This window comes from Mycobacterium sp. G7A2 (assembly GCF_041902445.1).
Classification (GTDB): Bacteria; Actinomycetota; Actinomycetes; order Mycobacteriales; family Mycobacteriaceae; genus Mycobacterium.
In genome coordinates this window covers 5,113,664-5,136,500 of the sequence record NZ_CP169251.1, presented here as the reverse complement: position 1 = coordinate 5,136,500, position 22,837 = coordinate 5,113,664, and the positions used below count along the sequence as shown (strand labels likewise).

Annotated in this window: 22 protein-coding genes; 11 read left to right on the top strand and 11 right to left on the bottom strand. The window is 69.0% G+C overall.

Going from position 1 to position 22,837, the window contains the following annotated elements; translation table 11 throughout:
* Positions 1–7: 7 nt before the first annotated feature.
* Genes ACEWX3_RS24360 through ACEWX3_RS24350 form a run of 3 tightly spaced genes read right to left on the bottom strand, consistent with a single transcriptional unit; the run spans position 8 to position 3,529 of the window.
* The gene (locus ACEWX3_RS24360; RefSeq protein WP_221349741.1) at positions 8–1,003 is read right to left on the bottom strand and encodes an ABC transporter permease; all 996 of its coding nucleotides are present in this window, start codon (positions 1,001–1,003) and stop codon (positions 8–10) included.
* A 19-nt stretch (positions 1,004–1,022) separates the two neighbouring features.
* Positions 1,023–1,952 carry an ABC transporter permease gene (locus tag ACEWX3_RS24355; RefSeq protein WP_152515500.1) on the bottom strand — a complete coding sequence of 310 codons (930 nt, stop codon included), beginning with the start codon at positions 1,950–1,952 and terminating at the stop codon, positions 1,023–1,025.
* Between the two features lie 20 nt (positions 1,953–1,972).
* Positions 1,973–3,529 carry an ABC transporter substrate-binding protein gene (locus tag ACEWX3_RS24350; RefSeq protein ID WP_374157936.1) on the bottom strand — a complete coding sequence of 519 codons (1,557 nt, stop codon included), beginning with the start codon at positions 3,527–3,529 and terminating at the stop codon, positions 1,973–1,975.
* A 300-nt stretch (positions 3,530–3,829) separates the two neighbouring features.
* On the opposite strand from ACEWX3_RS24350, the gene ACEWX3_RS24345 reads away from it, so the two are divergent.
* Positions 3,830–4,825: a 2-hydroxyacid dehydrogenase gene (locus ACEWX3_RS24345; protein ID WP_374157935.1), complete on the top strand. Its 996-nt coding sequence runs from the start codon at positions 3,830–3,832 to the stop codon at positions 4,823–4,825.
* Between the two features lie 81 nt (positions 4,826–4,906).
* Here the strand turns inward: ACEWX3_RS24345 and ACEWX3_RS24340 are convergent, their stop codons facing one another.
* Entirely contained in the window at positions 4,907–5,032 is a 126-nt protein-coding gene (locus tag ACEWX3_RS24340) for a calcium-binding protein (protein ID WP_163673015.1), read from the bottom strand.
* Between the two features lie 174 nt (positions 5,033–5,206).
* On the opposite strand from ACEWX3_RS24340, the gene ACEWX3_RS24335 reads away from it, so the two are divergent.
* On the top strand, positions 5,207–6,742 hold the full coding sequence (locus tag ACEWX3_RS24335; RefSeq protein WP_374157934.1) for an alkaline phosphatase: 1,536 nt from the start codon (positions 5,207–5,209) through the stop codon (positions 6,740–6,742).
* Here the strand turns inward: ACEWX3_RS24335 and ACEWX3_RS24330 are convergent.
* The 5 genes from ACEWX3_RS24330 to ACEWX3_RS24310 all read right to left on the bottom strand — a co-directional run bounded on the left by ACEWX3_RS24330 (position 6,739) and on the right by ACEWX3_RS24310 (position 12,425).
* Positions 6,739–7,662, bottom strand: coding sequence for a LysR substrate-binding domain-containing protein (locus ACEWX3_RS24330; RefSeq protein WP_207065973.1), 924 nt, complete (start codon positions 7,660–7,662; stop codon positions 6,739–6,741). The two genes, ACEWX3_RS24335 and ACEWX3_RS24330, sit on opposite strands and share 4 nt — an antisense overlap.
* A gap of 137 nt (positions 7,663–7,799) precedes the next feature.
* Positions 7,800–9,065, bottom strand: coding sequence for an enolase C-terminal domain-like protein (locus ACEWX3_RS24325; protein ID WP_374159939.1), 1,266 nt, complete (start codon positions 9,063–9,065; stop codon positions 7,800–7,802).
* Entirely contained in the window at positions 9,062–10,003 is a 942-nt protein-coding gene (locus tag ACEWX3_RS24320; RefSeq protein ID WP_207065972.1) for a 5-dehydro-4-deoxyglucarate dehydratase, read from the bottom strand. The genes ACEWX3_RS24325 and ACEWX3_RS24320 overlap by 4 nt, the downstream gene beginning before the upstream one ends.
* A gap of 54 nt (positions 10,004–10,057) precedes the next feature.
* Positions 10,058–11,656 (bottom strand): aldehyde dehydrogenase (NADP(+)), encoded by a 1,599-nt coding sequence (locus tag ACEWX3_RS24315; protein ID WP_374157933.1) that lies wholly within the window; start codon positions 11,654–11,656, stop codon positions 10,058–10,060.
* Positions 11,657–11,744: 88 nt separating this feature from the next.
* Positions 11,745–12,425: a winged helix-turn-helix transcriptional regulator gene (locus ACEWX3_RS24310; RefSeq protein ID WP_374159938.1), complete on the bottom strand. Its 681-nt coding sequence runs from the start codon at positions 12,423–12,425 to the stop codon at positions 11,745–11,747.
* A 138-nt stretch (positions 12,426–12,563) separates the two neighbouring features.
* Between ACEWX3_RS24310 and ACEWX3_RS24305 the strand changes: the two genes are divergently transcribed.
* The 4 genes from ACEWX3_RS24305 to ACEWX3_RS24290 all read left to right on the top strand — a co-directional run bounded on the left by ACEWX3_RS24305 (position 12,564) and on the right by ACEWX3_RS24290 (position 15,497).
* A complete protein-coding gene (locus tag ACEWX3_RS24305) occupies positions 12,564–12,791 on the top strand; it encodes a hypothetical protein (RefSeq protein WP_207065969.1) in 228 nt (75 codons plus the stop codon).
* Between the two features lie 156 nt (positions 12,792–12,947).
* Positions 12,948–14,702 (top strand): bifunctional serine/threonine-protein kinase/transporter substrate-binding domain-containing protein, encoded by a 1,755-nt coding sequence (locus ACEWX3_RS24300; protein WP_374157932.1) that lies wholly within the window; start codon positions 12,948–12,950, stop codon positions 14,700–14,702.
* 196 nt (positions 14,703–14,898) lie between these two features.
* Positions 14,899–15,255: a hypothetical protein gene (locus tag ACEWX3_RS24295; RefSeq protein WP_374157931.1), complete on the top strand. Its 357-nt coding sequence runs from the start codon at positions 14,899–14,901 to the stop codon at positions 15,253–15,255.
* Positions 15,252–15,497, top strand: a complete 246-nt coding sequence (locus tag ACEWX3_RS24290) for a DUF6480 family protein (RefSeq protein ID WP_374157930.1) — start codon at positions 15,252–15,254, stop codon at positions 15,495–15,497. Before ACEWX3_RS24295 ends, ACEWX3_RS24290 begins: the two co-directional genes overlap by 4 nt.
* A gap of 10 nt (positions 15,498–15,507) precedes the next feature.
* On the opposite strand, the gene ACEWX3_RS24285 is transcribed toward ACEWX3_RS24290, so the two are convergent.
* Positions 15,508–17,697, bottom strand: coding sequence for an MMPL family transporter (locus tag ACEWX3_RS24285; RefSeq protein ID WP_374157929.1), 2,190 nt, complete (start codon positions 17,695–17,697; stop codon positions 15,508–15,510).
* A gap of 402 nt (positions 17,698–18,099) precedes the next feature.
* Between ACEWX3_RS24285 and ACEWX3_RS24280 the strand changes: the two genes are divergently transcribed.
* The 4 genes from ACEWX3_RS24280 (at position 18,100) to ACEWX3_RS24265 (ending at position 21,070) form a co-directional block, all read left to right on the top strand.
* Positions 18,100–19,353: a cytochrome P450 gene (locus tag ACEWX3_RS24280; RefSeq protein WP_374159937.1), complete on the top strand. Its 1,254-nt coding sequence runs from the start codon at positions 18,100–18,102 to the stop codon at positions 19,351–19,353.
* A gap of 272 nt (positions 19,354–19,625) precedes the next feature.
* A complete protein-coding gene (locus tag ACEWX3_RS24275; protein WP_374157928.1) occupies positions 19,626–20,123 on the top strand; it encodes a DUF5994 family protein in 498 nt (165 codons plus the stop codon).
* Between the two features lie 186 nt (positions 20,124–20,309).
* Entirely contained in the window at positions 20,310–20,513 is a 204-nt protein-coding gene (locus ACEWX3_RS24270) for a cold-shock protein (RefSeq protein ID WP_152515514.1), read from the top strand.
* A gap of 314 nt (positions 20,514–20,827) precedes the next feature.
* Positions 20,828–21,070 (top strand): hypothetical protein, encoded by a 243-nt coding sequence (locus tag ACEWX3_RS24265; protein ID WP_374157927.1) that lies wholly within the window; start codon positions 20,828–20,830, stop codon positions 21,068–21,070.
* A 77-nt stretch (positions 21,071–21,147) separates the two neighbouring features.
* Here ACEWX3_RS24265 and ACEWX3_RS24260 read toward each other — a convergent pair whose 3' ends face one another.
* A complete protein-coding gene (locus tag ACEWX3_RS24260; protein ID WP_286182744.1) occupies positions 21,148–21,282 on the bottom strand; it encodes a hypothetical protein in 135 nt (44 codons plus the stop codon).
* 226 nt (positions 21,283–21,508) lie between these two features.
* Here ACEWX3_RS24260 and ACEWX3_RS24255 point away from each other — a divergent pair, with 226 nt between their 5' ends.
* On the top strand, positions 21,509–22,648 hold the full coding sequence (locus tag ACEWX3_RS24255) for a glycosyltransferase (protein ID WP_374159936.1): 1,140 nt from the start codon (positions 21,509–21,511) through the stop codon (positions 22,646–22,648).
* The last annotated feature ends 189 nt before the right edge of the window (positions 22,649–22,837 follow it).

The window sequence follows — 22,837 nt, the reverse complement described above, 5'->3', positions numbered from 1 at the left end:
CCTTTCATCAGAGGCGCTTTCCCGACTTGGTGAACGTGCTCAGTCGCTTCTGCGGGACGGTCAGGCGCCAACGCTGGCCGGGGTCGGTGGCGATGCGGGCCCAGGCGGCCAGGATGGTGGCCGACACGGTGGTGATCACGATGGCCAGGCCGGGGAAGAACGACAGCCACCAGGCGGTGTGCAGGTAGGTGCGGCCCTGGGCGACCATCAGGCCCCAGCTGACGTCGGGCGGCTGGATACCGATGCCGAGGAAGCTCAGCGAGCTCTCGGCGAGCATCACGTAGCAGAAGTCCAGCGTGGCGACGGTCAGCATGGTGGGCAGCACGATCGGCAGCACGTGACGCCAGATGATCGAGGTGGCGCTCGCACCGAAGGTTCTTGCTGCGTCGACGAATACGCGGCTGGCCAGTTCGGCGGATTCGGCGCGCGCGGTGCGCAGGTACACCGGGATGCGGGTGAGCGCCAGCACCATGACGATGTTGGCCGCGCTGGGGGAGAACACGTAGAGCACCACGACGGCCAGCAGCAGCGACGGGAAGCTCATGATGACGTCGGCGACGCGCATCGCGAGCGTTTCGCGCCAGCCGCGGTGATAGCCGGCCCACATGCCCACCGCCGAGCCGATGACCGCGGAGATGACCACGGCCGGGATCGCGACCGACAGGGTGGTCTGGCAGGCCACGACGAGGCGGGCCAGCATGCTGCGGCCCAGCGGGTCGGTGCCCAGCACGTTGGCCCAGCCGTGGGCCAGTGTGAACGGCGGCTGGTTGGAGTTGTCGAGGTCGATGCGGGTGGCGAGGTCACCGACCAGCAGCGGCCCGACGAGCGCGGTCAGCACCACGATGCCGAGGACGCCGGCCGCGGTGAGCGCGACCCGGTCGTTGGACAGCAGCCGGAACCAGAACGAGGGCCCGGACTGCTTGGTGGTGCGTGAGGATGTGTCGTCCTCGCCGACGATCGCGGTGGTCGGCTTGACCGGGATCAGGTCGATTGACGTGCTCATGGTTGTCTCCTGGGACTTCTCAGACTCGGGCGGGTTCGCGGACCCGCGCGTCGAGCAGCGCGTAGCAGGCGTCGATGATGATGTTGAGCAGGAAGATGCTGACGGCGGTGAGCAGGACGGCGGCCTGCAGAACGGCGAAGTCGCGCTGCAGGATCGCGTCGATCATCAGCTTGCCGATGCCGGGCCAGCCGAAGATGGCCTCGACCACCACCGCGCCGTTGATGAGGCTGACCATCAGGTCGCCGGCGACGGTGAGCGCGGGTGCTGCGGCGTTGCGCAACGCGTGGTGGGACACGACCCGGAAGTCGCCCGCGCCCTTGCTGCGTGCCAGCCGGATGTAGGGCGCCGACAGGGCCGAGACCATCGCCCCGCGCACCACCTGGGTGAGCACACCCAGGGGCCGGATCATCAGCGTCGCGACGGGCAGGATCCAGGACAGCACGCCGGCGTCGACACCGGAGGTGGGCAGCACGCCGAGGAGCACCGCGAACAGCCACACCCCGGTGATCGCGAACCAGAAGTCGGGGATGGACGCCGCGGTCATCGACAGCAGGCTGGAGAACCGGTCGGCCAGCGAGTTCGGGCGGTAGGCGGCCCAGCAGCCGACGACGACGGCTCCGACGATCGCCAGCAGCATCGTTGCGAACGCGAGTTGCAGCGTGGCGGGGAAGGCGCGCAATGCCATCTCCGCGGCCGATTCACCGGTGCGCAGCGAGGTGCCGAAGTCCAGGTGCAGGACGCCCTTGAAGTAGTCGACCAGCTGGGTGATCAGCGGATCGTTGAACCCGTTCTGCTCGGCGAACGCGGCGCGCTGCTCGGGGGTGGCCGACTCCGACAGGTACAGGTTCGTCGGGTCACCGGTGAGCCGGGCGAGCAGGAACACCCCGAGCAGGACGATGATCAGCGGGAGGGCGCTGGTGTACATCCGGCGCCGGACGAAGGAGAACATGGGCTGGGCCTTCCTGTTTCTCAGGACTTGTCGGTCCGGTCGGCGGCGGGTGACATCGCGGCCAGGCGCATCTCGTCGCCGGTCGCCGAATTGGGGGTGTAGTCGACGCGTGGCGACTTGCCGAGGATGCCGCGCATGTGGGCGAGGTAGGCCATCTGCATGATCTGCTGGGGCTCCTCGGCGAACAGCTGGGCGAACGCGTCCTGGCGGGCTCGGCCCTCGAGCTGCTCGGCGGCTCGGATCTTCGCATCGAATTCCGCTGTGCCGTAGGCGCTCTGCGGACCGTCGGAAAGCATGTACTGGTCCATCGTGAACGCGGCATCACCGGCCTGGTTGCCGTGCATGATCATCAGCAGGTAGGGCCCGGTGTTCGGGGGGAACGGCCGCAGCTGGTACTCGAGCTGGGAGGCGGTGTCCATCATCTCGATCTTGACGTTGAGCCCGATCTCGGTGAATTCGCTCTGCAGCACCTCGATGGTCTCGGCGATCTTGGGGAACTGCGCGGTGCGTCCGATCAGACGGATCTCCCTGTCCACCGGCACCCCGTCGGCGCGGGCCTCGTCGATCAGCGCCTTGGCCTTGTCCGTGTCGTGCGGCCAGGGCTGCAACTGGTCGTTGTAGCCGACCACACCGGACGGGATCAGCTGGGCGGCGGGCTGACCCAGGTCGCGGAACAGGGCTTTGACGATGCCGGTGCGGTTGGTGGCGTAGTTGATCGCCTGGCGGACGCGGATGTCGTCGAGCGGCGGCTCGGTGGCCTGCATGCGCAGCGCCGTGGTCTCGTTGTTCTGGAACGGCACCCCGAGGTCGCCGGCGCCGTCCTCGGGGCCCAGGCCGGTGGCGATGTCGGCCTCGTCGTTGGTGATCATCGCCGCGCGCACGCTTCCCTCGCTGCGCCACTGGTATTCGGCGACCGGGAACGCCGGCGCCTCACCCCAGTAGGTGTCGTTGCGGGCCAGGATCAGCTTCTGTCCGTACTCCCAGTCGCGGATCGCGTAGGGTCCGGTGCCGATCGGCTCGCGCACCTTCTCGGTCATGCTGGTGGTGCGGGGCACGATCTCGACGAACGAGATACGCAGCGGCAGAATAGGATCGGGCTCGGTGGTGCCGACCACGACGGTGCGCTCGTCGGGGGTCTGCAGGGTCAGCACCTCGTCACCGAAGACGTAGCCGTCGACGTTGCACTGCAGATCGGAGTTGACCGCGCGGTCGATCGAGAAGGCGGCGTCCTCGGCGGTGAACGGTGCCCCGTCGGAGAAGGTCACACCGTCGCGCAGGGTGAACGTCCACTCGGTGGGGCTGCTCTGCTCCCAGTCGGTGGCCAGCAGCGGTTCCAGGTCGCCGGTGGTCGGGTTGCGCTCCACCAGCGGTTCGGTGATGTTGGAGCGCACCACGACGCCGGTGGAGGTCAGTGAGCTCTCGCAGGGCTCGAGTGTGGGGGGCTCCTGGGGCAGGACGATGCGCAGCGTGTTGAGGTCGTATCCGCCTCCGCCGGAGTTGGCGACCGAGCAGCCGCTGGCGGCGACGGCGACTCCCGCGAGGGCCATCGCGGTCAGGCGCCGTGTGTTCCGCTTCATCGATCCTCCCGGGGCTGGGGATGTCTGGCGTCTACGTATGTAGATGCAATGTGTGATGACAGCCACACGCTATGGCGGTGTTTTGGAGACCGTCAACCCTGCTCAAATGGCCGTATCCGGGCGATTTTCGGACGCCAGTGGCGCTGTCGCTGCCTCCTCACACCAGCCCTGAGCTGGCATTTCGATCGTGGCGATACCCCGGCGCGGGGCGGACTGGAGCACCTATGCGCTTTGGCTATCAGTCCATGCTATTTCGGACGTGGACGGGTATCCGCAGGTCGTCGTAGCGTGAACAGCACTATGACTGCGTCCACCGAGCATTCCCCAGCCGCGACGAAGCGCGCCGTCCTGCAGGTCGGCCCCCTGAAACCGTCGCTGTCGGCCACGCTGGTCGACGACTACGCCGCCTGGGTGCTGCCCGACGCCGAGGACGAACGTCACAGTTTTCTGTCGCGGCACGGCGCCGAGATCGCCGCGGTGGTGACCTCAGGGCGGACCGGCGTGGACGCCGAGTTGATGGCGGCGCTGCCGAACCTCGGCGCGGTCGTCAACTTCGGCGTCGGCTACGACACCACCGATGTCGACGCCGCCGCGGCGCGCGGCGTCGCGGTCAGCAACACCCCCGATGTGCTGACCGACTGTGTGGCCGACACGGCGGTCGGGCTGATGATCGACACGCTGCGCCAGTTCTCGGCCGCCGACCGCTACCTGCGTGCCGGGCGCTGGCCGGTGGACGGCAACTATCCGCTGACCCGCCAGGTCAGCAACACCCGCGTCGGCATCGTCGGCCTGGGCCGGATCGGCACGGCGATTGCCTTGCGGCTGAGTGCCTTCGGCTGCTCGATCAGCTACCACAACCGGCGAGAGGTGCCCGACTCGCCTTACACCTATGCCGCGTCGCCGGCGGAGCTCGCGCGCGGGGTCGACGTGCTGATCGTGGCCGCGGCCGGCGGCGACGGTACCCGCAATCTGGTGGACCGCGCCGTGCTGGACGCGCTGGGGCCCGACGGCTATCTGATCAACATCGCCCGCGGCAGCGTGGTCGACCAGGACGCCTTGGTGTCGGCGCTGCTGGACGGCCGTCTCGCCGGCGCCGGACTGGACGTGTTCGCCGACGAGCCGCACGTGCCGGAGCAGCTGTTCGCGCTGGACAACGTCGTGTTACTGCCGCACGTCGCCAGCGGCACGGTGCAGACGCGCGCCGCGATGGAGGCGCTGACGCTGCGCAACCTCGACGAGTTCCTCGCCACCGGTGCGCTGATCACCCCGGTGGTGCTGCCCGCCGCCGCGAAATAGGATTCCGGGCTGCGGTGGGACCCTGCAACGCAGCCCTGGCTTCTCACTCGCGGTGGGTGCGACGAGCGCCGCGACGTCAGCTCAGCGGCGGACGGCGCAGCCGGCGGCGATGTTGTGGCAGTGCCCGTCGCCCTTGCAGGTGGCGCAGTGGCACCGGCAGCCCTGGTTTCTCAACTTCTCGGAGATCTTGTGGTCATCTCTAGCCATGACATGCTCCTTTGCGAATACGTTGATATTAGAGCGCTCGCCCAGCTCGGAGGGCTGAAATCGCGGACGCGGCCAACCGGTGTTCACGAACAGTTCCCGTGACCGCCCGCGCGGCGAGAGACACCCGATGCCTGCCGGCCATCGCCCGGACAGGCCGCTCTCCGACACTGCGCCGTGTCGCCGAATCTCAGCCGCCGCACCGTCCTCAAGGGCGCGGCGGGGCTGGCCGCCGCTCCGCTGCTCGGATTCACCGCCGGGCCGCGCCGCGGACCCGTTCCAGCCGACCCGTTCACCCTCGGGGTGGCCTCGGGTGATCCCGGTCCCGACGGCGCGGTGATCTGGACGCGGCTGGCGCCGCGGCCGCTGGCCGACGACGGCCTGGGTGGTATGCCGGCGCGCCCCGTAGAGGTGCAGTGGGAGGTCGCCGCCGACGAGGCGTTCACCCGGCCGCTGCAGCGGGGCCACACCGTCGCCGCTCCCGAGGCCGCGCACAGCGTGCACGTCGAGCTGGCCGGTCTGCCGCCCGGCGGCGAGTATTTCTACCGGTTCCGCGCCGAGGGCCATCTGTCACCGGTGGGTCGCACCCGCACCACACCCGCGCCCGACGCGATGAACGCGACGTTGACGCTGTGCGCGGCGTCGTGCTCGAACTATCAGCACGGTTGGTTCACCGCGTACCGCCGCCTCGCCGAGGAACATCCCGATGTCGTTGTGCACCTGGGCGATTACCTGTACGAATACGCCGCCAACGGTGACCGGGTGCGCGATCACGCCGGCCCGGAGACCGTGACGCTGGCGAATTACCGGCAGCGGCACGCGCAGTATCGCACCGACCCCGACCTGCAGGCGGCGCACGCCGTCGCGCCATGGCTGGTGGTGTTCGACGACCACGAACTGGCCGACAACTGGGCCGGCGACGTACCGAAGACACCCGATGCCGGGTTCGCCGCGCGCCGGGCGGCGGCGCTGCAGGCGTATTACGAGAACATGCCGCTGCGCGCATCGGCGGCGCCACGCGACGGCGGCATGCGGTTGTACCGCCGTGTCGAATGGGGCGCGCTGGCGACGGTGCATTTGCTCGACACCCGCCAGTACCGCTCCGATCAGGCGTGCGGCGACCACTATCGCAGTGACTGCGCGGAGCGCTTCGACCCGCGCCGTACCCTGCTCGGCGCCGAGCAACAGCGTTGGCTGCTCGACGGTTTCGCGCGATCGAGGGCGCGGTGGGACCTGCTGGCGCAGCAGGTGTTCTTCGCGCCGCTGGAGCTCGCTGCGGGTCCGGCGCACGGCGTCAATCCGGATGCGTGGGACGGGTACGTCGCCGAGCGGGACCGCGTCGTCGCCGGGATCGCCGACTCGGCGGTGCGCAACGGCGTGGTCCTCACCGGAGACGTGCACGCGCACTGGGCTGCTGAGATCTGCAGGCACTCCGAGGATCCGCTGTCGGCTGCGGTGGCCACCGAGTTGGTGACGACGTCGATCACCTCCGGTGGCGACGGATCCGACACCCGGGCCGATGTCGAGGCGATCCTGCCGGAGAACCCGCACATCCGGTACTTCAGCAACCGGCGCGGTTATCTGCGCGCGACGCTCGCCGCCGACGAGCTGCGCGCCGATTTCCGCACCGTGCCGTTCGTGACCCGCCCGGGTGCCCCGGTCGCAACGGGCGCGTCGTTCGTGATTCCCGACCGGGTTCCGCAGCTGCTCTAGACGACGCCTTCGACGAGCTCGTCGGTGGTCCACTCCTGCTGCGGCAGCACGTCTTTGAGCAACCGCAGCAGGGCCGGGTTGGTCGAGTCGCCGCGCCACACGGCATCCAGCTCCACCGGGCGCTCCCGGAACGCCCCGATCGTGCGGAACACCACCCCCTCGGGGTGCAGCGTGGCCGCGGACGCCGGCACCAGGGCCAGCCCGATGCCCGAGCGCACCAGCACCAGCATGGTGTGCACCTGGGTGACGTACTGCACGTACCGCGGGGTGGCGCCGGCGATGGTGAACGTGCTGATCAGCAATTCGTTGAAGTAGCGGGCCTGCACCGGGGAGTACATCACCAGGTCTTGGCCGTCGAGGTCGTTGAGGGTCAGCTGCCGCGACAGGTCGGACAGGGGGTGCTCGGCCGGCAGTGCGACCACCAGCTGCTCGTGCAGCAGCGGGCGCGACACCAGTCCCGGGCGTTTGAGGGGTGGGCGGGCCATCCCGAGGTCGAGCTCACCGGACATCAGTCCGTCGATCTGGGCTGAGGTCACCATCTCGCGCAGGTCGAGCTTCACGTCGGGCAGCCGCTCGCGGGCCCGTGCGAGCAGCCGGGGCAGCACGGCGTGCGCGGAGGCGGCGGTGAACCCGACGACGACGGTGCCGAGGTCACCGGCGGGAATGCGTTTGACGGTCTGCGCGGCGCCTTCGGCCAGCTGCAGGATCCGGCGGGCGTCGGGCAAAAACGCCGCACCGGCCGGGGTGAGGGTGACGGTACGGGTGGTGCGGTCGATCAGCTGGACGCCCAGTTCGCTTTCCAGCTGCTGCAGCTGACGTGACAGCGGCGGCTGGGTCATGTGCAGGCGTTCGGCGGCGCGGCCGAAGTGCAGCTCCTCGGCCACGGCGACGAAGCACTGCAACCGGGCCAGCGAGAACACCGATGCACTCCTCGTATCAGTCGGCGCCTGTACGGGCGCACCGCGGCATCAGTGTAGTGCCGACGATTCGGTCCGGTGTGGGCTTGATGGCCGCGAACCCGAACCGGCCCACCCCGGCCCGGTACAGAGGGATGGAACTACCAGCGCGGGCTGGCGGTCTCGAACGACGGATCGACACTGCGCATGTAGCCGGTGTCGTCGCGGTCACGGATTCCGCACCGCAGGTACTGCTCGTGCAGCGCCGCCAGTGCGTCGTCGTCGATGTCGACGCCCAGTCCCGGTGTGGTCGGGACCGGCACCGACCCGTCCACGAACGACAGCACACCGGGCGCGACGACGTCCTCGCTCTTCCACGGCCAGTGCGTGTCACACGCATAGGTCAGGTTCGGGGTGGCCGCGGCCAGGTGCACCATCGCGGCCAGGCTGATGCCCAGATGGGAGTTGGAATGCATCGACAGTCCCAGCCCGAACGTCTCGCAGATGCCGGCCAGCAGCCGCGACCGCTGCAAGCCGCCCCAGTAGTGGTGATCGGAAAGCACCACGCGCACCGAGCTCTTGGCAACCGCGGGGGCCAGTTCGTCGAACGCGACGACGCACATGTTGGTGGCCAGCGGCATCGGCGCCTGCGCGGCCACCTCGGCCATGCCGTCCAGGCCCGGCGTGGGGTCCTCCAGGTACTCGAGGATGCCGGCCAGCCCGGAGGCGACCTTCACCGAGGTCTGCGGCGTCCAGGCGGCGTTGGGGTCCAGGCGCAGTGGCATACCGGGGAACGCGGCGGCCAGGGCCTCGATCGCCGCCATCTCCTCCTCGGGTGCGAACACCCCGCCCTTGAGTTTGACGGCGGTGAAACCGTATTCGTCGACGATGCGTCGCGCCTGGGCGACGATGCCGTCCGGGTCGAGTGCGGCGCCGAACGCGTCGGGTTCGGCGCCGGGGTGGGCGGCCCATTTGTAGAACAGGTAGGCGCTGAACGGAACGGCGTCTCGCACCGCACCGCCGAGCAGGTCCGACACCGGACGCCCGAGCGCGCGGCCCTGCACGTCCAGGCAGGCCACCTCGAACGGGGACAGCACCTGGTCCACGGCACTGGCCGAGGTGATCATCCCGGCGGTGCCCACGGCCGCGGTGTCGCCGCGCAGCGTATCGGCGATCGCCGCGCGGATCATGTTGAGCGCGAACACATCCAGACCGGTGATCGCGTCGGCGGCGGCCCGCAGCCGGGCCAGGTGCCGGGTGTCGGCGTACGTCTCGCCGAGGCCGACGAGGCCCGCGTCGGTGTCCAGCTGGATGATGGCGCGCAGCGCGTACGGCTGGTGCACACCGACGGTGTTGAGCAGCGGCGGGTCGCGGAACGCGACGGGGGTGATGCGGGCGCCGGTGATGCGCAGCTGGCCCACGGTCAGATCGCCTGGGACAGTGCGCCGGTCATCACGGCGCGGCCCGCGGCGATGATCGAGGCGAGCTCGTCGACGTCGGTGGCGGTGGGCATCACCAGCGGCGGGCGCACCGGCCCGGCAGGCACGCCTCCCATCGTGACGCCGGCCTTGACCAGCGAGACCGCGTAGCCCGGGACGGTGTCGCGCAACCGCACCAGCGGGTGGAAGAAGGCGCGCAACAGGTCTTCGGCCAGGTGGCGGTTGTCGGCCTCCAGGGCGTCGTAGAAGGCCAGCGCCAGGTCGGGGGCGAACGCGAACGTCGCCGACGAGTACAGCGGCACCCCGATCGCGCGGTAGGCCTGCTGTGTGGTCTCGGCGGTGGGCAGCCCGTTGAAGAACAGGAAGTCGGGGTCGACCTCGCTGGTGATGGCCGACACGATGCGCGCCACCTGGTCGAGGTTGCCGGTGCCGTCCTTGAACCCGACGACGTTGTCGATCTTCGCCACCGCCACCGCGGACGCCTCGGTGAACCGCGCGTTGCCACGGTTGTAGACGATGACGGGAAGGTCGGTCACGCCGGCGACGGCGCGGGTGTAGTCGACCAGACCGGGCTGGGGCACCTCGACGAGGTAGGGGGGAAGCAGGAGCAGCCCGTCGGCGCCCACCTGCTCGGCCACCGTCGCGAACCGCTTGGCCTGCGCCACCGATCCGCCCGCGCCGGCGTAGACGGGCACCCGGCCGGCGACCACGTCGACCGCGGTGCGCACGACGGTGCTGAACTCCTGGTCGTCGAGGGCGTGGAATTCGCCGGTGCCGCAGGCGACGAACACGCCGCCCGGTCCGGCTGCGACCCCTTTGGCGATGTGGTCGGCCAGGGCGTCGACGTCGACGTCACCGGTCTCGGTGAACGGGGTGACGGGGAAGAACAGCACACCGTCGAAGGACGGGCGGGACGTGGAACGCATCGTGGGCTCCTAGCAGGGGTTGTCGGGGCGCGGGGGCCCGGTCGGTGGGTGAGGTCAGTCCTGGCTGAGCCGGCCGTCGATGCGCCGCCACAGGTGATCGGGGTTGCCGTCCGCTATTGCGCTGGGCAGCAGGGATTTCGGCACATTCTGGTAGCACACCGGCCGCAGGAAGCGTTCGATCGCGCGGCTGCCCACGGAGGTGCTGCGGGAGTCGGAGGTGGCCGGGAACGGGCCACCGTGCACCATGGCGTGGCTGACCTCGACGCCGGTGGGCCACCCGCCGAACAGGATCCGTCCGGCCTTGAGCTCCAGGCGTGGCAGCAGTTCGGCGGCGGCGTCGAGGTCGGATTCGTCGGCGTGCACGGTGGCGGTCAGCTGTCCTTCGACACCCTCGGCGACGGCGTGCATCTCGGCGGCGTCGGCGCAACGCACGATCAGGCTCGATGAGCCGAACACCTCGGCCTGCAGCGCCTCGGAGTTCAGAAAGCTCGGCGCGTCGGTGGTGAACAGTGCTGCGTGACAGCCGCATTCGCTGGTCGCGTCCCGGCCGCGGCCGATCAGCTCGGCCGCCTCGGAGAGCGCCGTGACGCCCTCGGCGTAGCTGCGGGCGATGCCCGGGGTGAGCATGGGTGTGGCCGGTGCCTGTGCCAGCGCCTCGCGGGCGGCGGTGACGAACGCGTCGAGGCCGGGGCCGTCGACGGCGATGACCAGTCCGGGGTTGGTGCAGAACTGCCCCGATCCCATGGTCAACGATGCGACGAACGCGCGGCCCAGCTCGCCGCCGCGGCTGGCCAGGGCGCCGTCGAGGACGAACACGGGGTTGATCGAGCTCATCTCGGCGTAGACCGGGATGGGTTCGGGCCGCGCGGCGGCGGCGGCGACCAGGGCGGTGCCGCCCGAGCGGGATCCGGTGAAGCCGACGGCTTTGATCCGCGGATCGGTCACCAGGGCGACCCCGAGGCCGGGGCCCGAGCCGAACAGCATCGAGAACGTCCCTGCGGGCATGCCGGATTCGGCGACCGCGGCGGTGACGGCACGTCCGACCAGCTCGGAGGTGCCGGGGTGGGCGTCGTGCGCCTTGACCACGACCGGGCATCCGGCGGCCAGTGCGGAGGCGGTGTCCCCGCCGGCGACCGAGAAGGCCAGCGGGAAGTTCGAGGCGCCGAACACGGCGACCGGACCCAGTCCGATGAAGCGTTGGCGGAGGTCCGGGCGGGGCAGCGGGGACCGGTCGGGCAGGGCGGTGTCGATGCGGGCCCCCTGGTAACTGCCCTCCCGCAATACCTCGGCGAACAGGCGCAGCTGCCCGGTGGTGCGGCCGACCTCGCCGGTGATGCGTGCCTGCGGCAGCCCGGTTTCGGCGACGGCACGCGCGATCAGGGGCTCGCTGATCGCCTCGATCTGACCGGCGATCGCCTCGAGGAAGCGGGCCCGTTGTTCGGAGGTGGTGGCGCGGTAGGGGCCGAACGCGTCGGCGGCCGCGGCGCAGGCGGCGTCGACGTTGCCGGCGTCACCATGGTGATACGGCGGGTCCAGCGCGGCACCGGCGGCGGGGTCGAACGCGTGGATCTGCGTGCCCGTCCCGCGCACGGGCGTCCCGGCGATGATCATCTGACCGGTGAGACGGTGGGTTTCGGGAATCGTCGCAGTCATGACGTCAACGGTATGAGGCATATCCATGCCTGTCCAAGACCATTTATCGCATCATTGATGCGTCGATTAGATCAATCGAACGGGTGCCTCAAGACAGGGCGAGGTGACTTTCGATGAGCGCGACCAGCGCGTCGGTGGCCGCAGCGTCTCCCGAAATGTCGACCTGGTCGGAGCGCACCGCGTCGCTGAGCGTGAGCTGCCTACCGAGCAGCGCGGCGACCGTCGGCGCCGCCGCGCGCACGGTGACGTCGGGTGGTGTCGCGGCCGGCCCGGGCGCCACCCGCATTCGTCCGCCCCGGACCTGCAGGCAAGCGCTGCTGTCGCCGATGTGGAACTCGTAGACCGCATCGGGCCCGGGGTCCGTGTCGCCGGTGAGATCGGCGGCCAGGAAGCTCAGCAGCCATTCGGCCCGGAAGGCCTCGCGGCCGATGTCGGCGTCGGTCATCTGGTGCCGGGCACCCCAGGTGGCGAGGGGGATCAGGGCGAGCGCGAGCTCCCGGCCGGCCTCGGAGAGCTCGTAGACCACCGCGGAGCCGGGTTGTCCGACGGCGAGGCGGCGCTGGATGACGCCGTCGGTCTCGAGCTGGCGGACGCGGGTGGCCAGCAGGCTGGTCCCGATTCCGGGTAGGGCGTCGGCCAGGTCGGTGTAGCGCTTCGGTCCCGTGCCCAGCTCACGCACGATCAGCAGCGTCCAGCGCTCGCCGACCACGTCGAGGGCATGGGCCAGCCCGCAGAACTGTCCGTAGGTCTTGCGTGCCACGTCCGCCATGGTACCCATTCACTCACATTTCAATCGCAAAGTACAAACTCTGTTGGCTACTTCTATTTCTTATGTTACGTTCGGAATCAGTTCGGGCGTTTCGCGGAATCCGAGCCGCGGCCAGCCCACGAGGTGAGGTGAAACGACATGGCTTCTCTTTCCATGGATTCCGTGACCGGTGCGCATGCCCGGCGGTGGTCTCTGTCTGCACTGTTGCGGTGGCTGCAGGCGCCCATCGCGCCCCAGTCCGCGGTGTTGGTACGCGACGACACCACGACCGCCGGCCCGGCCAAATCCGGCAAGCGCCACTACCCGGCGCAGCGCGACCGGGTCTTCGAGCAGGCCGCGATGGCCCGGGAGATGTACCGACTCTGACCCCGGGGCTTGCCGGACCGGCGCGCCGCCGGCAGAACACCCAGCGAAACCCGGCTGATCCCCGGTTTCCCGCGTTTCCCGGCTCGGGGGCGACCGCGGCGGACTTGAGGTAGCTTCAACGCACGAACCGATTGGCCGCAGCCGAGGAGACCAGCGGTGAATGCGACACCATTCGGGCACTATCGGCTTCAGAAGCTGATCGGCCGGGGCGGGATGGGCGAGGTCTACCAGGCCTACGACACCAGGACCGACCGTGTCGTCGCGCTGAAGGTGCTGCCGCACCACATGGCCGAGGACGAGGTCTTCCAGGCTCGGTTCCGCCGTGAATCCCAATCCGCCGCCGGCATCAACGACCCGCACGTCGTGCCCATCCACGGCTACGGCGAGATCGACGGCCGGCTCTACCTCGACATGCGCCTGATCGAGGGCCGCAACCTGGGCGCGATGCTCGCCGAGACGGAGAAACCGCTCGGGGCGCCGTTCGCGGTGCACGTCGTCGAGCAGGTCGCGCACGCCCTGGACTCCGCGCACAAGGCCGGGCTCATCCACCGCGACATCAAGCCGTCGAACATCCTGATCACCGGCCGCGACTTCGTCTACCTGATCGACTTCGGGCTGGCCCGCACCGCCGGGGAGCAGGCCCTGACCACCGCGGGCAGCACCCTGGGCACGCTGGCCTACATGGCGCCCGAGCGGTTCGAGGCCGGCCAGGTCGACGCCCGCTCCGACGTCTACGCGCTGACCTGCGTGCTCTACGAACTGCTCACCGGGTCCCGACCGTATCCCGCCGACAGTCTCGAACAGCAGATCGCCGGGCACATGATGGCCCCGCTGCCGCGCCCGTCGGACACCGACCCGCGGCTGGCGGCCTTCGACGCCGTCATCGCGAAGGGCATGGCCAAGAAACCGGCCAAGCGTTACCAGAGCGCCGGCGAACTCGCCGTCGCTGCCCGGCGCGCGCTGAACGCGCCGGTGCGGCGGGCCCGCGGATCGCGGCACTCGGCGCGCAGCGACCGACGGTTGCCCGGTCGTGTGCTGGCCCTGGCAGGTGCCGCCGCGGTCGTCCTGGCTGCGACGGCCGTCGGGGCGTGGATGTGGGCGCCGTGGCGCGACGCCGGCGCCCAGGATCTGCCCGACGGGGCGATCGCGCACATCGCCGAGACCGTGCCCGCCGACATCCGCGAGACGGGCCGGCTGGTGATCGGCGTGAACGTCCCGTACGCGCCGATGGAGTTTAAGAACACCGACGGTCAGCTGGTCGGATTCGATGTCGAGCTGATGAACGCGGTGGCCCGGGTGCTGGGCCTGGTTCCCGACTACCGTCATATCCCGTTCGACCAGATCCTGCCGTCGGTGCAGGCAGGGACGGTCGACGTCGGGATGTCCTCGGTCACCGACACCGTGCAGCGCGAGCAGCTCGTCGATTTCGTCACCTACTTCGAAGCCGGTACGCAGTGGGCGTCGCGGCCCGGTGTCGTGGTCGGTCCGGCCGCCGCGTGCGGCGTCACAATCGGTGTGGCGCAAGGGACGTTGCAGGCCACCGAAGAGTTGCCGCGCAAGAGCGACGAGTGCGTGGCCGCCGGGATGGCGCCGCTGGAGATCGTCGAGTTCGCCAGCCAGGACGCCGTGACGACGGCGCTGGTCAAGGGCGAGGTGGACGCCATGTCGGCGGATTCGCCGGTGACCGGTTTCGCGATCAAACTCTCCCGCGGTGACCTGGTGCCCGCCGGCGATGTGTTCGATTCGGCCCCCTACGGCTGGCCGGTGCCCAAGGACTCGCAGCTCGCGGAATCCCTGCGGCAGGCACTCGAGCACCTGATCGAGAGCGGCGACTACCGGGCCATCGCCACCATGTGGGGCGTCGAGCGCGGCATGATCGATAAACCGCAGATCAACGGCGCCGGCGGGTAGCGGCTCAGCGCGACTGCGGGAGCACTTCTCGCGCGTAGACGTCGAAGAATCCGGCCATGTCCGGTCCGAGTCGTCGGACATTCACCTCGTCCACCCCGGCATCGGGATGGCTGCGCACCTGCGCGACCTGGCCGCAAACGTGTAAACGGCGCTGACCGGGGTACGACCACCACACCCGGAACGAAGAGGAGCGTCGATGAGAGTTCGCACGATCCCGTGGGCGATCCTGCGGACGCAGTACCGGCTGGGACGGGTTCCGATCCGGCTGCTGCAGGAACAACTGGTCGCCCGGATGGGCCCGGAAGCGCCGGCGCGGCTGCTGTTCGAGCGTGCCATCGGCGCGCTGGACGCGGCGGTCGGCATGGTGCTCGGCGACGGCGCCCTCGAGGACGAAGGTGTCGCCCGCATCGAGCGCGCCGCCGAACTGGAAGAGGCGGCCCACATCGACGAGATTGCCGCCCGGCGTCTCCGACAGGCCGACGCCGAATTGCGACGCCGGCGCGACGAAGCCCCGGACGCCCCGGGCGGCGCCGCCCGGACAGGACGGTCATGACCGCTCTTCCCCCGGATCCCGCCCCCGACAACACCCCCGGTCCAGACCGCGCCGGGGGTGTTCCTCCGGGTGAGACGCCGCCGGATTCGGCGCAGACCTCGGCGACGTCGAATGCCGATCCCGCCGCGGGACGCAACCTCACCCCGCGGGCCGTGGTGACGTTTGTGGCGATCGGGCTGTTCGCCGCGCTGTTCGCCGTCACCGCGGTGGTGCTGGTGATGGAGTTGCTGGCGGCCTTCTAGCCCAACGGATTCACACCGGCACCGGGCTGCGGTGCTCGGCCTCCAGCTTCGTCCCCTCGATGTCCAGGTCGGGGACGTAACGGCCGAACCACTTGGAGTGCTTCCACATCGTGTCGCCCAGCATGGCCATCACCGCGGGAATCAAGGTCAACCGGACCACGAACGCGTCGAGGAACACCCCCACAGCCAGCGTCAGCCCGATGGATTTGATGATCGGGTCGCCCCCGGCGAGGAAGGCGATGAACACGCCGAACATGATCAACGCCGCTGCGGTGACGACGCGCGCCGAGAGCCCCACGCCACTGCGGACGGCGTCCACCGCGGTGTCTGTGCGGGACAGCTCTTCTCGGATGCGCGACACCACGAACACCTCGTAGTCGCTGGACAGGCCGAAGACGATGGCCAGCACGATGATCGGCAGGAAGCTGATCGTCTCACCGGGGGTGATACCGAGAAGTGAGGCGCCCCATCCCCATTGGAAGATCGCGACCTGGACGCCGACCGCGGCGAACACCGACAGCAGGAAGCCGACGATCGATGTCAGCGGCACCAGCGCGGCACGGAACGCGACGGTCAGCAGCACGAACGCGAGGCCGACGACGACGATGATGAAGATCGGCAGCGCGGCGGCCAGTTTGGCGGAGGTGTCGATGTTGGAGGCGGTGTTGCCGCCGACGAGAAGCGTTGCGCCGGTGTCGGCTTCGATCGCGTCGCGGTCGGCGCGGATGCGCTGGACCAGGTCCGCGGTGGCGGTGTCGTTGGGGCCGGTCGCCGGAATCACCTGAATGGCGGCCGTGTCCGCATTACCTCCGGCCGGTGCGGCGGCAACGACACCCTGCTCACGACCGAGGTTGGCCGCGATGGTCTGCACCGCCCGCGGATCGGTGGCGTCGCTGAGGTCGGCGACGACCAGCAGCGGGCCGTTGAAGCCGGGGCCGAGATGCTCGGCGGTCAGGTCGTAGGCCTGACGCGCGGTGCTGGACTCCGGCTGCGACGCTCCGCTGGGCAGGCCCAGATGCATGCCGAGGGTGGGCAATCCGATCAGGATCAAACCGGCGGCGCCGGTCACCAGCAGCGGCTTGCGGAATCTGACCACGAACCGCGCCCACGTCGCCCCCATGGTGCGGTGCGGGGTGTAGGTCGCCACCTGGGCGACCTCCTTGGGGCGGCCGGGCTGCAGCGGCGGTTGGATGAAGCGCGCAACCTGCCCGCCGGCGAATCCGAACAGCGCGGGCAGCAGCGTCACCGCGATCAGCATCGCGATGAACACCGACACCGCCGCGGCCAGACCCATGTAGGTCAGGAACGGAATGCCCACCACGGCCAGGCCGCACAGCGCGATGATGACGGTCAGCGCCGCGAACACCACGGCGCCACCGGCGGTGCCGACCGCCAGCCCGGCCGCCTCGTCGCGCGGCATCAGCAACAGCAGGTTGTTGCGGTAGCGGTTGAGAATGAACAGCGCATAGTCGATACCGACGGCCAGTCCCAGCATCAGCGCCAGGGAGAGCGCTGCGGTCGGCATGTCCACGAACGCGGCGGCGACGAAGATCCCGAGCGCGCCGATGCCGACGCCCACCCCCGCGGTGATGATCGGCAGCCCGGCGGCCACCACTGCACCGAAGGTGATGACGAGGATCAGGAACGCCACCCCGATGCCGATGATCTCCGGCAGGTGCGGCACGTCGACCTTGTATCCGGGGTAGACGCTGCCGCCGTATTCGACGCGCAGCCCGGCCTGCTCGGCGGGGGCCATCGCGTCCTCCAGCGACGTCAACGACGACTCGGACACCTCGCCGATCGGCTGGGTCCATTGCACCGTGCCCAGCCCGACACGGCCGTCGGGGGCGATCTGGCCGGTCTGGCTCGGGCCGGCGGCCGCCGCGACGTTGTCGACGTTGTTGGCGGCGGCGACGGCCTCGTTGATCGCCGGTGTCAGCGACGGGTCGGTGACGGCGCGGCCTTCGGGTGCGACGAAGGTGAGCTGGGTCTGCGCCCCGCTGAACGCGGGCAGGTTCTGCTGCAGCTGCTCCACGGCCCGCTGGGACTCGGTGCCGGGGATGGTGAAGTTGTCGCTGGGCTGGCCGCGGAACCCGAGGAAGCCGGCCGCCACCGCGATCAGCACCGCCAGCCAGGCGCCGAGCACCCACCAGCGGTGCCGGAAGCTGGACTGGCCAAGCGCGAACAGGAAGCGCGACATCGTTGGTCCTTCTGGGTCGTCGTAGTTCGAAATTGTCGTCGTTCGAAATTGGCGTCGTTCGAAATCGTCGTCGTTCGAAGTGGTCGTCGTTCAGTGGTGTCTCGCAGTGGTGTGGTTCTGCCTCGGCACGCCGGTCGCGGCGTCGAGCAGACACTTTTCGCAAATTGTGTTCCCACGCTGCGGCGGGTTACGCAGCCCAGACGGTGTGATCTGTGTGACGCGGGGCGGGCGCCCGCCGAAGGTGCTCGTCAACGTATTCGAAGCGCTTCCCGATTCCGGAGTTGTTGCTGGACAGCGGCCAAAGCGGCGTGACGCCGGGAGCCGGCTCGTAGGCTGGGCCGGGTGACGACGACGTCGCTGCCCGCGGGTCCACGCCTGCCGCGCGGAGTGCAGGCGGCGCTGATGCTGTCCCGCGGACCCCAGTTCATCGCCGTGTGCCGGCGGCGCTATGGGACCGCATTCACGTTGCGGGTGGCCTCGATGGGCACCGTGGTCTATCTGACCGATCCGGCCGACATCAAGACGGTGTTCTCCGGCGATCCGCGCGTCTATCACGCCGGGGAAGCCAATTCGATGCTCCGGGGGCTACTGGGGGACACCTCGGTGCTGGTCGTCGACGGCGATGTGCACCGCGACCGGCGCCGGTTGATGCTCGCGCCGTTCGCCCGGGACGCCGTGGCCGCGCAAATGGACCTGATCGCCCAGATCGCCGCGGACAACATCGCCGGTTGGCCGCGCGACCGGGCCTTCGCGGCGGCGCCGAAGATGTCGGAGATCACGCTGGAGGTCATCCTGCGCACCGTGATCGGTACGACCGACCCGGCCCGGCTCGCGGCGCTGCGGGTGGTGCTGCCCCGGGTGCTGCGGATCGGGGCCTGGCAGAGCCTGGCGGTCATGAATCCGGAGTTGTTGCAGAGGTGGCCGTGGCGACCGTTGCGTAGGGCGATCGCGGAGGCCGACCGGCTGCTGTACGCCGAGATCGCCGATCACCGCGCCGACCCGCACCTGGCCGAGCGCACCGACGCCCTGTCGATGCTGGTGCGCGCCTCCGACGAGGACGGGCGTGAGATGACTGACCGGGAGCTGCGCGATCAGCTGATCACGTTGTTGCTGGCCGGTCACGACACCACGGCCACCGGGCTGGCGTGGGCGCTGGAGCGGCTGAGCCGCCACCCCGCGGTGTTGGAGCGGGCGGTGCGCGCTGCCGAGGACGGCGACGACAACTACCTCGACGCGGTGGCCAAGGAGACGCTGCGCAACCGGCCGGTCGTCTTCGACGTCGGGCGGATCCTCACCGAACCGGTGGAGCTGGCGGGGCACCGGCTGCCGGCCGGGGTGATGGTGGTGCCCGGCCTCGTGGCCGTGCACGCCGACCCGCAGCTCTACCCGAACCCGGAGCGGTTCGATCCGGTCCGGATGCTGGACGCGACGCTGAGCCCGTCGTCGTACTTCCCGTTCGGCGGCGGCAACCGCCGCTGTCTCGGAGCGACGTTCGCGATGGTCGAGTTCCGAGTGGTGTTGCGGGAGATCCTGCGCCGCGTCGACCTGCACACCACCAGCGAGCCGGCGGAGAAGCCGCGGCTCAAGCACGTGATCTTCGTGCCCCGACGGGGCGCGCGGATCCGGTCAACCCCCAAACCGCAGGCCGCGGTGTAGTGTCACGGGCAGGTCGTGTCGCGCCGGAGACGGTGTCCCCGATGCCAGCGATGCGGTCTGCGACGCGATTCTCTTCGCTCGTAACCGACGTACGGGTTTGTCCCGTACCACGTGAGGACCTTGTTCATGGATTCGTCCGAACTGTTTTCCCACCGCCAAGGGCCGCAGGTCGCGGTTTCGACAACGGTGTCCAGCGAACCGGTGCAGGCGCCGGTGTTTTCTGATCAGCAGCGCCCGACCCGCTCCGGCGATTCGCCGACGACGTGAACGGGATGGCGCGGTCACGCCGCGCCGCCAGCCCGACCCGGCTCGCGTTGGCCCGTCTGTCGACGGGCAGCATCGACGGCGCCTGGTGGCCCCATTCGGCCCTGATCGCCGCTGAGCTTCCTGATCTGGTCGGCGCCCTGCACCGCATTCTGGGCGAGGTCGTCGACATCCGGATCAACTGGTCGGCGACCGAAGGCCAACTCGACCTCGAGACGATCGCGGCCGGCACCCGCATGATGAAGGGCGATACCGTGCCGCGTCGCCCGCGCCTGATGTTCGTGGCCGGTCGGGAACGACGTGTGAAACTCCTTGTGGTGCCGAGCATGACGTCGCAGGCACTCGGGTTGATGATGCTGCGCACGGCGGCGGGACTACCGGCCGACGATGCCGACAACCGGGTCAGCGATACGGCGCACGCGGTCTGGCAGCTCGCCGAAATCGAGAGCGCACAGTGGCGCTGCGAGATCACCACACCTGCGGCCTCGGGCAAGGTGGGCTCGTAACAAGACGTGAGCTCGTAACAAGACGTGAGCTCGTCGCAGGATGTGGGCTCGTAACAAGACGGAGACCGTGCACCGCCCGCCGCGACCGCCCGAAAAATCTTGATGGGGCTGATTTCCGCAGGTCGTGCTAGGCTCATCGCGGATGTTTGTTCGGCATCCGTTCGAAATGAAAGAAGTTGGAAAAGTATGGCACAGGGAACTGTGAAGTGGTTCAACAGCGATAAGGGCTTCGGCTTCATCGCTCCCGATGGCGGCGCGCAGGATGTGTTCGTCCACTACTCGGAGATCAGCGGCAACGGATACCGCTCGCTCGAAGAGAATCAGCGAGTCGAGTTCGAGGTCGAGCAGGGCAACAAGGGTCCGCAGGCTGTGAGGGTGTCTGCCGTCTGACGGCGACAACTTCCGTGTGGGCTGGTGGAAATCTTCCGCCAGCCCACAATTCGTTTCAGGACCCGGTCGCCGACAGGGGACCGAGTTCGCAGCCGTCCGACGCGCAGTCGGCGTACAGTGAAGTGCACGCGTCGTGACAACACGCGCACTGTTCAGACCCGAGATCAACCACGGTTCTCGGTGGTAGGGCTCTCGCCGGCACGAACCTCTGTTTCCGTTTTCACGTGAACCCCGGGCTACTTCGTCTCTGTCTCCCCACCGCGCTGGCTGGTCGCGACGCTCTTCCGAGAAACATCCCGCGAGCGAGGAGACAGATGACCGAAAACCCCGCAGAATTCCGAGCTTTCAACAATTTCACCATCGACAAGCTGGACCCGCGGGCCGAGATCTCGCGCCGCATGTTGAAGCGTCTGGAAAACGTCGACAATGTCGCCACCGGTGGCCCGCGAACACCCGAAGGTCGTGCCGCACTGGCGTCGAGCGTCGTGGCGCACGCGGTGGTCGAGCTGGAGACTCTGATCCTGGATCTGACCAACAAGCTGGAATCGAAGTCCTAGGGCTTCGGTAAAGCCCTCCCAGCCGCCCAACCGGCGACTGGGAAGGTGTGCCTGCTAGCCGGGAAAAGCCTTGGCGTTCAGCGCTTTATGTCGTTGACTGTGCTGGCCGAGGACGCCTTTGCCGCCGCCTTGGCATGTTTGTCGGCGCGCTTTTCCTTCAGCGACTTGCCTGACTTCTTGGTCATCGATTGTCGGGGGGACTTGTCGGACATGGATCGGACCCTTCGTTGCGGAGCCCTGGATGGTCCCGGTGTCCCGACACTACGCGCCAATTCCAGCCCCGACAGGGTGTACCGTGGAGAAGTTGGGAATCCTGCCAGTCCGGCAAGCATCTGGTTCGCTCTGGACACGCCGAGCAACCCGCTCGCGCCGGACATGCCGGTACCAACCGGCTGTAGGAATTTTGTGAACACCTTGTCTTTGTCTGGCTCCCATCGAATGTCCGCAGCGCCCCAACGTCTTTCGCGCAGTGTTCGAGTGGGTTTCATGGGCTCGGGTTCACCGATTCGAAAAGGATCGGCCCGGTTCGGTGCCGGCTTGGTGGCCGCACTGCGCCGCAGTGGTACCGAGGTCGACTTCGTCCGAGTCCGTGACAGCGCGTCGACGCACGAGAGTACCGAGCAACTCGGCGAAACACGGGCGGAGTCCGCGACCAGATGTGCAGAGTTGTTGAATGCCAGTGAAATTGCTGTCATCCAGCACGACGACGGCTTGTACGGCGGCACTCACGGCGACGAACTCTTGGGAGTCATCGACCGGCTCCGTGTCCCGATCATCGTGGTCGTCCACTCGGTCCCTCAGGACCCGGAGCCGCATCAGCGCTGGGTTCTGGAACGGATAGCCGCATCGGCCGACCGCCTGGTGGTGCTGTCGGAGGCGGCGCGCGAGCGACTGTCCCGCGACTACGCGGTGGAGCGCACCCGGGTGATGACCATTCCGCATGGCGGGACAGTCCCCACCACAGCGCGCAGCAAGCGCGCGAGCAGACCGGTGATCTTGACCTGGGGCTTGCTGCGCCCCGGGATGGGGGTCGAGCGCGTGATCGACGCCATGAGCACCCTGCAGGACGCTCCGGGTCAACCCCGATATCTGGTCGTGGGTCCGACCCATCCGCAGGAGTCGGCGGTCAATGGCGAGGCCTATCGCGACGCGTTGGTCGAACAGGCACGCAGGCTAGGGGTGTCCGGCTCGGTGTCTTTCGACCCGCGGTTTCACGACGGAGAAGCGCTCACATCGCTGATCCAGACGGCCAGCGTCGTCGCCTTGCCCTACGACTCGACCGAGAAGGTCACCTCCAGCGTGCTGGTCGACGCCGTGGTCAGTGGCAGGCCCGTCGTGGCAACGGCCTTCCCCCATGCCCTCGAGATGCTGTGCGGGGGCGCCGGCATCCTGGTCGACCGCGACGACCCGGCCGCTCTGTCCGCTGCACTGCGGCAGGTGCTGACGCAACCGCGCCTCGCGGGTTCCATGGCTGCGCAGGCACGCGAACTCGCCTCTCAGGTTTCCTGGCCGGTGGTCGCCGAGGCGTACCTCGGGCTGGCCCATCGGGTACTCGCTGATCGGCAGCGCCGCAGCTAGCGTCAGGATGTCTCATCGATTCTGCCGCAGCGCTTTCGGTCCCGGGATGAGTGCGGGTCAGGCGATGTGTCCACCACGTGCTCGGCGAGCTGAGGTAAACTTCGAGGACGCCGACAGTCCGCCACAGCTCCCCCCTTCTGGCTGGTGGTCCGCAGAGAATTCGGCTCGTACTCGAGCCCACGTGACGTT

Bases quoted from the DNA above. Each gene is read 5' to 3' on its own strand.
- ACEWX3_RS24290 (WP_374157930.1), top strand. From the start codon at position 15,252: ATGACCGCTCTTCCCCCGGATCCCGCCCCCGACAACACCCCCGGTCCA.
- ACEWX3_RS24340 (WP_163673015.1), bottom strand. From the start codon at position 5,032: ATGGCTAGAGATGACCACAAGATCTCCGAGAAGTTGAGAAACCAGGGC.
- ACEWX3_RS24295 (WP_374157931.1), top strand. From the start codon at position 14,899: ATGAGAGTTCGCACGATCCCGTGGGCGATCCTGCGGACGCAGTACCGG.
- ACEWX3_RS24310 (WP_374159938.1), bottom strand. From the start codon at position 12,425: ATGGCGGACGTGGCACGCAAGACCTACGGACAGTTCTGCGGGCTGGCC.
- ACEWX3_RS24265 (WP_374157927.1), top strand. From the start codon at position 20,828: ATGACCGAAAACCCCGCAGAATTCCGAGCTTTCAACAATTTCACCATC.
- ACEWX3_RS24305 (WP_207065969.1), top strand. From the start codon at position 12,564: ATGGCTTCTCTTTCCATGGATTCCGTGACCGGTGCGCATGCCCGGCGG.
- ACEWX3_RS24270 (WP_152515514.1), top strand. From the start codon at position 20,310: ATGGCACAGGGAACTGTGAAGTGGTTCAACAGCGATAAGGGCTTCGGC.
- ACEWX3_RS24285 (WP_374157929.1), bottom strand. From the start codon at position 17,697: ATGTCGCGCTTCCTGTTCGCGCTTGGCCAGTCCAGCTTCCGGCACCGC.
- ACEWX3_RS24260 (WP_286182744.1), bottom strand. From the start codon at position 21,282: ATGTCCGACAAGTCCCCCCGACAATCGATGACCAAGAAGTCAGGCAAG.
- ACEWX3_RS24360 (WP_221349741.1), bottom strand. From the start codon at position 1,003: ATGAGCACGTCAATCGACCTGATCCCGGTCAAGCCGACCACCGCGATC.
- ACEWX3_RS24280 (WP_374159937.1), top strand. From the start codon at position 18,100: ATGCTGTCCCGCGGACCCCAGTTCATCGCCGTGTGCCGGCGGCGCTAT.
- ACEWX3_RS24275 (WP_374157928.1), top strand. From the start codon at position 19,626: ATGGCGCGGTCACGCCGCGCCGCCAGCCCGACCCGGCTCGCGTTGGCC.
- ACEWX3_RS24345 (WP_374157935.1), top strand. From the start codon at position 3,830: ATGACTGCGTCCACCGAGCATTCCCCAGCCGCGACGAAGCGCGCCGTC.
- ACEWX3_RS24320 (WP_207065972.1), bottom strand. From the start codon at position 10,003: ATGCGTTCCACGTCCCGCCCGTCCTTCGACGGTGTGCTGTTCTTCCCC.
- ACEWX3_RS24255 (WP_374159936.1), top strand. From the start codon at position 21,509: ATGTCCGCAGCGCCCCAACGTCTTTCGCGCAGTGTTCGAGTGGGTTTC.
- ACEWX3_RS24350 (WP_374157936.1), bottom strand. From the start codon at position 3,529: ATGAAGCGGAACACACGGCGCCTGACCGCGATGGCCCTCGCGGGAGTC.
- ACEWX3_RS24355 (WP_152515500.1), bottom strand. From the start codon at position 1,952: ATGTTCTCCTTCGTCCGGCGCCGGATGTACACCAGCGCCCTCCCGCTG.
- ACEWX3_RS24315 (WP_374157933.1), bottom strand. From the start codon at position 11,656: ATGACTGCGACGATTCCCGAAACCCACCGTCTCACCGGTCAGATGATC.